Source organism: Xanthomonas axonopodis, from assembly GCF_001304695.1.
In the GTDB taxonomy this organism is placed as follows: domain Bacteria; phylum Pseudomonadota; class Gammaproteobacteria; order Xanthomonadales; family Xanthomonadaceae; genus Xanthomonas; species Xanthomonas axonopodis.
Map to the genome: position 1 here is coordinate 1 of NZ_JFAQ01000047.1, position 7,339 is coordinate 7,339.

Below are 7,339 nucleotides of genomic sequence, written 5' to 3' on the forward strand. Positions count from 1 at the left end.
CGCTTGCGCTTGCCGTTGTACTCCCCATCGCCAAAGCTCAGCTGCATCGAAATCGTCCGCTCTGGTTCTTCATCGATTGTCGCAGATCAGGCTCTTTGTTCAGAGCTTCCCTAGCTCGGCCGCCATTGCTGACAACCATCTGTAACGCAAAAGGCCCCCCATCGGAGGCCTTTTGCGTTGTCGCGTCATGTGGGGCGTCTATCCAATCGCCAGTCAACCGCGCGGCGCTGCGATCTTGCGCTATCAGCGACTGCTGCACTGACGTCATGCGTCAGCGAATAGTGGCAACGTAATCGTGCCACGAAGGCACATCTTTTGCGACGCAACCTGCCCTACCCACCCGGCAGGCGAAAGCGACGCACGCGCAATCAGTCGTTATCCATGCTCACCACGTGGCCATCTTCCGGATCCACGTGCAGCTCGACCTTTTGCCCGTTGCGCTTGGCATCGGCGCTCCACAGGCCATCCTTAAACTTGAGGTCGTGCACATCGGCATAGCCGCCGGTGGAGAGCGATGCGCGCACGTCGGCTTCGCTGAGCTTGGAGGTGGTCTGGTCGCCATAGACGCGGCCGGTCACCGGATCGATGTGCACGTCCACATCCTTGCCGTCGCCGCTACGCGCGTCCGCGGTCCAGACGCCATGCTCGAACTTGACGTCGTGCACCTTGGTGTAGCCCTTTGCGGTGAGCATGCTGGTGACCTCGACGGAGGTAAGCGCCTTGGCCAGCTTGTCGGCGGCCTGTGCCCACGCACCCTGCGACACCAAGGCAAGCGCGCCGATCAGTGCGGTCTTCATCAATCGCTGTGTCATGGGAATACTCCTGCAGTGAAGTGCGCTCATGCTGGAGGGCGGCCGATCGCCATCAGGTGAAAACGTGCAAGCGGCCGCAACGAAAGTTCGGTTAGCTGAAACGCCCAGGCTCTCACTCACCTGCGATGCACGCGATGTTTACATCGAAGCGGATGTTGCGGTTGAGCACGCATCGACGTGTTCATCCACGATGGCAATCGCAGCAATCTGCTTATGCATCACGCTACCAACGCCGTGCGCCCACGTGCGCTGCGTGCGTTTTTAAAAAAAAAAGCCGCCTTGCGGCGGCTTGTTTGGCATCAGCGTGTCATGCGTGCAGCGGATGTGCTTTTTGCCAAGGTCGATGCAGTAGAGGTGCGCGCCGCGCCAGCAGCAACCGATGCACGCGTGGCGCGTTTAGCCTGTGGCGACAGTACCCTCATCTGCGGCTTGTCGGTACCGTCCTTATTGGGATACACGTTGTACGAATAGGTAGTGCTGAACCACGAACCGGCCGCCCACCAGGTCCAGCCCAGGTAGACATCTGCGTTGGTTTTCATGTGCTTCAACATGCCTTGCAGCGCCTGGTTGCACACCGCATTGTCGGCGCTGCCGAATTCGGCAAGAAAGCCGCGCTTGCGGTTGGTGCGCAGCCACTGGGTGAAATTGCGCAGACGCTCGGCGCCAATGGTGCTGCTTGCACAGGTACGGCTGGTGCCGCTGGAATCGGCGTCCAGATATTGATGCACTTCGAAGGCGTAGCGATTGAGCGGGTCGTCGATGGAGGCCAGCGCGGTGGCGTTGGAGTAGCCATCGGTTGTGGGGGAATACCAACTGTGCGCACCGGTCCACAATGCGCCGGGCACCAGAATCAGGTTCTTGGCACCGGTTCTGCGGATCGCATCGATGGCGGCCTGCGCTGCGCCGGCCCATGCGCTGGCCGAAATATTGTTGGGCTCATTCATCAGCCCGAATATCACCGCGTTGTCGCTGTTGAACGCCAGTGCGAGACGACGCCATAGATCGGTGAACGTGGCCACCGGTACTTCCGGGCTGCCGATCTTGTAGCCGTAATACTTGGCGTAGTTATGGATATCGATGACCAGATACATGCCGGCTGCTTTGGCGCGTGCCACCGCTTGTTGCAGCAACGCCAGCTGGGCCGGATCCAGCTCGCCTCTCGCGGCGGGCTGCAGCCGTTCCCACAGGATCGGCAGGCGAATGGTATTCATGCCCACGCCAGCGAAATAGGTGTAATCGCTGGCCGCCGCGTACATATAGTCTTTGTTGAGGACACCGGGTTTTTCGGAAGATGCAAACTCGGCACCAGATAGATTGACGCCGGCATAGGTGAGCGCGCGCGTCTGCGCGTGGGCCTGCGGCAGGCTGCCAAACAGGATGAAAAGCAGCGTATAGCGTAGTAGCGTGCGCAGCGAGAAACATGCATCAGACATGACACAACTCCTTCGATGGCGGGAAGATGCAGATAAGTGCTTGCGCGTTGCGCGCGATGCGCTGCATCGGTCTGAGTCAATGCATCAGCCATGCCCAATTTCTGCGCGTGGTCGTCCAGCGCCAATATGCGAACTGCATCGCAGTCACACTCTGCAAGGCGCGTTGCTGAGATTGATAGGCCGCACAAAAGCGCGTGATATCGCACGATGTTTGCGTAAGTGCGGCATGCGTTCTTCCATGCTGTCGATTTTGCGTCGTATGGAAGCGTCTGCCGTCAGCTGCTTGACGTCATGTCCATGACGTTATGCCGCATTGAAACCGCCACCGAGGTACGGACATAGGCCGCCTCGATCTTTCCGAGAAAAGACGAGGAGAGCGGCCAATCGCGGTAAGGCTCAGCCCGGTAGAACGCGCGTGCTCGGTACCGGATAGAAGCGTGATGTGTGTGGTGACGATGCCTGCTGCGCCAGCGCGCGCCTCGACTAGCGCTGTCGTTGCGACAGCAGCTAAAGCACCGGCGTGCAAGCGTCAGGAGGGCGCGGCGGGCGTTTGGTGTGGACCACCTGCGTTGTGGTTTGCGCGCTATCCGCGCCTGCCTGACGACTACTCGCTACGTGCGTTGGTCGCGCTTAATCGGTAATCCGGCGCGCATGCGGGCCCAATATTGACATCTGCGGCTTGTCGCGCCCCTGCGCATCCGGTTGCACGTTGAACGGATACGCCCTGTTCACCCATGCGCCTGCCGCCCAGTAGGTCCAGCCCATCCACGCATCGCTGTTGGATTCCATGTAGCGAAGCATGCCGTTGAGCGCGAGATTGCAGGTGACCGTGTTGCCGGTGCCGAATTCAGCAAGAAAACCGCGCTTTTTGTTCAGGCGCAGCCATTCGGTAAAGCTGCGCAGGCGCTCGACCCCGACCGTGGCGCTGACGCAACCGCCGCTGGTGCCGCTGGAATCGGCATCCAGGTATTGATGCGCTTCGATGGCATACCGATCGAGCGGGTCGCGAATGGATGCCATCGCCACTGCATTGGATTGCCCGTCCACCGTGGAGTACCAGCTATGCGCGCCCGTCCATAACGCACCCGGCACCAGAATCAGGTTGGTGGCGCCGGTCTTACGAATGGTGTCGATCGACGCCTGCGCGGCCGTCGCCCATGCTTGCGGATTGATGCCGTAAGGCTCATTCATCAGTCCGAAGATCACGGCGTTGTCGTTCTTGAAGGCGATCGCCAGCCGGCGCCACAGATCGTTGAAGGTGCTGATCGGCACTTCCGTGCTGCCGATGGTATGGCCGTAATGCTTGGCGTAGTTGTGCACATCCACGATCACGTGCATGTTGGCCGCCCTGGCGTTGGCGACCGCCTGCTGGATCAACGCCAGCTGCGCCGGGTCCAGCTCGCCACCCGCCTTTGGCTGCAGCCGTTCCCACAGGATCGGCAAGCGAACGGTGTTCATGCGCTTGCCTGCGAAATAAGTGTATTCATCGGCCGCCGGATAGCGATAGTCGATGTTGAGCCGGCCGGGTATTTGCGAGGATTCGAATTCGGCGCCGGAAAGATTGACGCCTGCATATTTCATGCCGGTGGTGCTTTGCGCCTGCGCGAGGGGCATGGCGGCAAGCAATAGGAGAGACAGCGCGCGGCAACGCGGCCGGCGCGTACGCGTGGTAGGGGATTTCATGGGGGAACTCCTGAGACTTCTGCGTGCGAAAGACGTGTGCAAGGACGACGTGCTGAGATGGACATGGGCTCGTTCGAGGTAAGACAGCAACGCGTCCGTCACCAGACTAGGCGTATACTCCCGCACAAACTACGGTTGGGAGGGATCAATCGGCCAAGCTGTGCAGTGACACGCAGTTCTTGTGTTAGAGCGCGCACGCATGGCCCGAACGTACTGCACCATTTGCACACGCTTCATACGCGTGGCACACACCATGACCTGCTACGACGGCGGTAGGCAGTGCGAAGACGTAGTGCGTTCGCAGATGCGATAGCGCGTATTGGATGGGACCGCTTGCGCGGCATCCACGCATCGTGGCGCGAGCGCATCGCACCAGCGCGTTGCCAAGACGGCAGCGTTTCACTGCAGTTTGCACAAGCACATGGGAGATATGGCAAGCGCTCGATAGCTGGCCGTTGCACGCCATCGACGAGCGCGCATCGGCAACACGCGGCGCTTGAGCTGGCGCAGGAATGCCACTGCCTTCTGCGCCGCCTGGCGAGCGAGCAGCGGCCTGCTCTTCTCCAAAGCAGGCTGCCCCAAGCGGTGCACGGCAATGGACACAAAAAAGTGGCCGCAACACTGGTTGCGACACCCCTATACCTGCGCCGCTGCTTACTTGCCGGCGCGGCTTGCGTACTTGCTCAGGATCGCCATCTGCGGCTTGTCGCTGCCGTCCTTGCCCGGCTGTATGTTGAAGGGATAGTCCGGCTTCCACCAGTGACCCGCAGCCCACCAGGTCCAGCCCAGCCACACGTCGCCGTTCTTTTCCATGTAGGTCAGCATGCCTTCCAGCGCCTTGTCGCAGACGGGATTGCTGGCCGTGGCGAATTCGCCAAGAAAGCCTTTCTGCTTGTTCTCGCGCAACCACGAGGTGAAGTCCTGCAGCTTTTCTTGGCCTACCGAGTCGCTGGTGCACACTGGCTTGGTGCCGCTGTAGTCCTTATCCAGGTATTGGTGCGCTTCGAAGGCCAGGTTGTTGCCCGGGTCCCTGAGGATTTCCAGCGCCTTTGCGTTGGAGACCCCGTAGCTGGTGCTGCGCCAGCTGTGCGCGCCGGTGTAGGCGGTGCCCGGCACCAGGATCAGATTCTTCGCGCCGGTCTTGCGGATTGCGTTGATCGCCCCCTGCGCGGCATTGGCCCAATCGGGTGCGGAGATGCCATTGGGCTCGTTCATCAACCCGAAGATCACCGCCTTGTCGTCCTTGAACTCCAGCGCCAGCCGGCGCCACAGATCGGCCAGTGCGGCGGGGGGGACTTCATTGGTCCCGATGCGCTTGCCGTTGTACGTGGCGTAGTTATGCAGATCCAGGATCAGGAACTGCTTGTTGGCCTTCGCCGCCTCCAGCGATTTCTTGATCAGCCCGATCTGGGCCTTGTCCAGATCGCCGTTGAGCTCTGGCTGCACGCGCTCCCATAAAAAAGGCAGGCGCACCGTATTCATGCCCTTGCCGGCGAAATAGCTGAAATCCGACGCGGCAGGATAGGTGTAGTCCTTGAACAAGGTGCCAGGCTTCTTGCGCGAGTTGAACTCGGCGCCGGATAGATTGACGCCGACATATTTCAGGCCGGCGGTTTCCTTCTTCGGGCCAGCCGGCTCCTTGGCCTGGATTAACGGACTAGCAGCGAGCAAGGTCAAAGCGAGCGCGGCGGTGCGCAAGCGCGGGAAGTGCGGGGGAGTGCGGAACATGGAAGTCTCCTTCGGCATCGACGTGGGCGGCCGCAGGGGGAGGGCACGGCCGGTAGAGATGGTGCAGGGCGATCAGCTGCTGCGTGAGCCTAGAAGCTCGCACGTTAGCTCGCCATTCATGCGCCACGTGCGGATTTGATCGCCTGCGAACAAGCGCCAGCCGCATCATGCCGCGGTGGTAGCGTCGCAAGAGACCAGGTAAGACGCACTGTCGCAGGAGTGCGACCTTCGCGCGTTTTAAGCTATCGATCCTTTCCGTCTGTTGTTGGCGCACCTTGCCGATGACGCAACACCCCGGAGTTTTCCCATGAGCACAGCCCACGCCTACGCTGCCCAGGCCGCCGATCAACCACTTGCCCCGTTCGTGTTCGAACGCCGCGCGCCCGGCCCCGACGACGTGCAGATCGAGATCGCCTACTGCGGCGTGTGTCACTCGGACCTGCATACCGCACGCAACGAATGGCACAACACGCGCTACCCCTCGGTGCCGGGCCACGAAATCGTCGGCCGCGTTACGGCGGTGGGCGACGCGGTCACCGGCTTCAAGGTCGGCGACCTGGCCGGTGTCGGTTGCATGGTCGACAGCTGCCGCAGCTGCGCCTCCTGCCAGGAAGGCGAAGAACAGTATTGCGAACAGGGCTTCACCGGCACCTATAACGGGCCGATGTTCGGCGGTGGCGAGAACACCTACGGCGGCTATTCGGACCATATCGTGGTCGACCAGAAGTACGTGCTGCGCATCACCCACAGCGACAACCTGGCCGCGGTGGCGCCGCTGCTGTGCGCCGGCATCACCACCTATTCGCCGCTGGCATACTGGAAGGTGGGTCCGGGCCAGAAGGTGGGCGTGGTCGGCCTCGGCGGCCTGGGCCACATGGCGGTGAAGATCGCCAAGGCGATGGGTGCCAGGGTGGTGCTGTTCACCACCTCCGAAAGCAAGCGCGCCGACGCCATGCGTCTGGGCGCCAGCGAGGTGGTGATCTCCAAGGATGAGGCGCAGATGGCGGCGCAGGCCAACACCCTGGACTTCATCCTCAACACCGTGGCCGCCCCGCATAACCTGGACCCGTTCCTCAATGCGCTCAAGCGCGACGGCGCGATGGTGCTGGTCGGCGTGCCGGAGGAGTCGCACCCGTCGCCGGCGGTGTTCAACCTGGTGATGAAGCGCCGCACCCTGGCCGGCTCGCTGATCGGCGGTATCCGCCAGACCCAGGAAATGCTGGATTTCTGCGCCAAGCACAACATCGTTTCGGACATCGAAACCATCCGCGCCGACGAAATCAACACTGCCTACGAGCGCATGCTCAAGAGCGACGTGAAGTACCGCTTTGTGATCGATATGGCTACGCTGGATAAGGCGGCCTGATTAGTTATTGCGTCGAGCTGTAATGCTACCGTCTGCGTCGTTGTCCGATGCAGACGGTAGTAGTTCCTGCTATTTCGCCGGTGGCTTAGAGCGGCTAACAAAACCCAGGAAGCATGCGTAAGCAGATGATGGAGCATGCGAGCGAGAGCAACGCCAAGTGGATATCGATGCGGCGTTCGAAGCGGATACGCAGCTTGCCCATGCCGGCAAACCAAGCGTGCGTGCGCTCGACGACCCAGCGGTGCTGGCCCAGTTGGTCGTTGCGTTCGATGCCCTTGCGTGCAATCCGCGCAGTGATGCCGCGCTGCTTAAGGGCG

The 7,339-nt window shown here is 61.3% G+C and carries 6 protein-coding genes and 1 pseudogene; 1 reads left to right on the forward strand and 6 read right to left on the reverse strand.

The annotated features are described in order from the left end of the window. Window positions 1-368: 368 nt before the first annotated feature. The 5 genes and pseudogenes from XAXN_RS04875 to XAXN_RS04895 form a co-directional block, all read right to left on the reverse strand. Window positions 369-812: a PepSY domain-containing protein gene (locus tag XAXN_RS04875; protein WP_054318712.1), complete on the reverse strand. Its 444-nt coding sequence runs from the start codon at window positions 810-812 to the stop codon at window positions 369-371. A 299-nt stretch (window positions 813-1,111) separates the two neighbouring features. Beyond that, window positions 1,112-2,245, reverse strand: coding sequence for a glycoside hydrolase family 5 protein (locus tag XAXN_RS04880; RefSeq protein WP_054318713.1), 1,134 nt, complete (start codon window positions 2,243-2,245; stop codon window positions 1,112-1,114). Window positions 2,246-2,875: 630 nt separating this feature from the next. Then, window positions 2,876-3,928, reverse strand: a complete 1,053-nt coding sequence (locus tag XAXN_RS04885) for a glycoside hydrolase family 5 protein (protein WP_054318714.1) — start codon at window positions 3,926-3,928, stop codon at window positions 2,876-2,878. Between the two features lie 129 nt (window positions 3,929-4,057). Next, a pseudogene (locus XAXN_RS04890) lies at window positions 4,058-4,343 on the reverse strand (hypothetical protein). A gap of 239 nt (window positions 4,344-4,582) precedes the next feature. Next, window positions 4,583-5,656: a glycoside hydrolase family 5 protein gene (locus XAXN_RS04895; protein ID WP_054318715.1), complete on the reverse strand. Its 1,074-nt coding sequence runs from the start codon at window positions 5,654-5,656 to the stop codon at window positions 4,583-4,585. Between the two features lie 307 nt (window positions 5,657-5,963). Between XAXN_RS04895 and XAXN_RS04900 the strand changes: the two genes are divergently transcribed. Then, complete coding sequence (locus XAXN_RS04900) at window positions 5,964-7,022, forward strand: NAD(P)-dependent alcohol dehydrogenase (RefSeq protein ID WP_054318716.1); 1,059 nt, start codon at window positions 5,964-5,966, stop codon at window positions 7,020-7,022. 94 nt (window positions 7,023-7,116) lie between these two features. On the opposite strand, the gene XAXN_RS04905 is transcribed toward XAXN_RS04900, so the two are convergent. Continuing rightward, a partial coding sequence (locus tag XAXN_RS04905; RefSeq protein WP_342364468.1) for a transposase occupies window positions 7,117-7,339 on the reverse strand: 223 nt, incomplete at its 5' end.

Excerpts from the sequence above, each read along its gene's own strand:
- XAXN_RS04875 (WP_054318712.1), bottom strand. The coding sequence starts at position 812 with ATGACACAGCGATTGATGAAGACCGCACTGATCGGCGCGCTTGCCTTG.
- XAXN_RS04880 (WP_054318713.1), bottom strand. The coding sequence starts at position 2,245 with ATGTCTGATGCATGTTTCTCGCTGCGCACGCTACTACGCTATACGCTG.
- XAXN_RS04885 (WP_054318714.1), bottom strand. The coding sequence starts at position 3,928 with ATGAAATCCCCTACCACGCGTACGCGCCGGCCGCGTTGCCGCGCGCTG.
- XAXN_RS04895 (WP_054318715.1), bottom strand. The coding sequence starts at position 5,656 with ATGTTCCGCACTCCCCCGCACTTCCCGCGCTTGCGCACCGCCGCGCTC.
- XAXN_RS04900 (WP_054318716.1), top strand. The coding sequence starts at position 5,964 with ATGAGCACAGCCCACGCCTACGCTGCCCAGGCCGCCGATCAACCACTT.